Here is a 674-nt window from a genome sequence, read left to right on the forward strand (position 1 = left end):
CCCGGGCCAGCTTCTCCAGGTCGCGCACGTCGAAGGTCTCGGCCGAGGCCGAGGCGCCGAACGCCACGCGGCAGAAGGCCAGCAGGTCGGCGAGCTTGCGGGCCGAGGTGGCGATCAGGCCCATGGCCTCGTCGCGCATGTCCTGGGCGGACGGATCGTCGAGCAGATCGAGGCCCGAGACGATGGCGCTCGCCGGGCTGATGAAGTCATGGCACATCCGCGCGGCCAGGAAGGCGGCGAGCTCCGCCGGGCGGACGGCGGCCGGGACAGCCTCGGAACTATCGGTCATGGCGCGCGACCTTGGCGTGATTTGAGCCTTTGGAAAACCGGGCGGGCTATCTATGAGAGCCCCGATGGAGCCGTTCTCGGACCCTTTCCTGGAACCCGGCGTCCTCGTCCGCCACCCGACCGAGGCGGACTGGGGGCTGGGCCAGGTGCAGTCGGTGGCGGGCCGCAAGGTCACCGTCAACTTCGAGAACGCCGGCAAGCAGGTGATCGACGCCACCGTGGTCCGGCTGGTGTTCGTGGGCGACGACCCCCGAGGGATCTGAGGGCGAGTTGAGACTGACCGACACCGACGTGGGCGAGGCGCTCGCCGAGAACTGCGAGGCCGCGGCCGCGCTCATACTGCCCCTGTGGCGTTCGGGACAGGCGGTCGACCCCAACTCGGACGA

General features: G+C 70.0%; 1 protein-coding gene and 1 pseudogene. One reads left to right on the plus strand and one right to left on the minus strand.

What is annotated here, in order from left to right:
* Positions 1–289, minus strand: a pseudogene (locus tag U1T56_RS24235) (histidine phosphotransferase ChpT); the annotation flags it as partial.
* Between the two features lie 64 nt (positions 290–353).
* On the opposite strand from U1T56_RS24235, the gene U1T56_RS24240 reads away from it, so the two are divergent.
* Positions 354–551 carry a DUF3553 domain-containing protein gene (locus U1T56_RS24240; RefSeq protein WP_409638347.1) on the plus strand — a complete coding sequence of 66 codons (198 nt, stop codon included), beginning with the start codon at positions 354–356 and terminating at the stop codon, positions 549–551.
* Positions 552–674: the final 123 nt, after the last annotated feature.

This window comes from Benzoatithermus flavus (assembly GCF_037908215.1).
In the GTDB taxonomy this organism is placed as follows: domain Bacteria; phylum Pseudomonadota; class Alphaproteobacteria; order Geminicoccales; family Geminicoccaceae; genus Benzoatithermus; species Benzoatithermus flavus.

What these genes read in the sequence shown, in the direction of transcription:
- U1T56_RS24240 (WP_409638347.1), top strand. Translation starts at nt 354, where the DNA reads ATGGAGCCGTTCTCGGACCCTTTCCTGGAACCCGGCGTCCTCGTCCGC.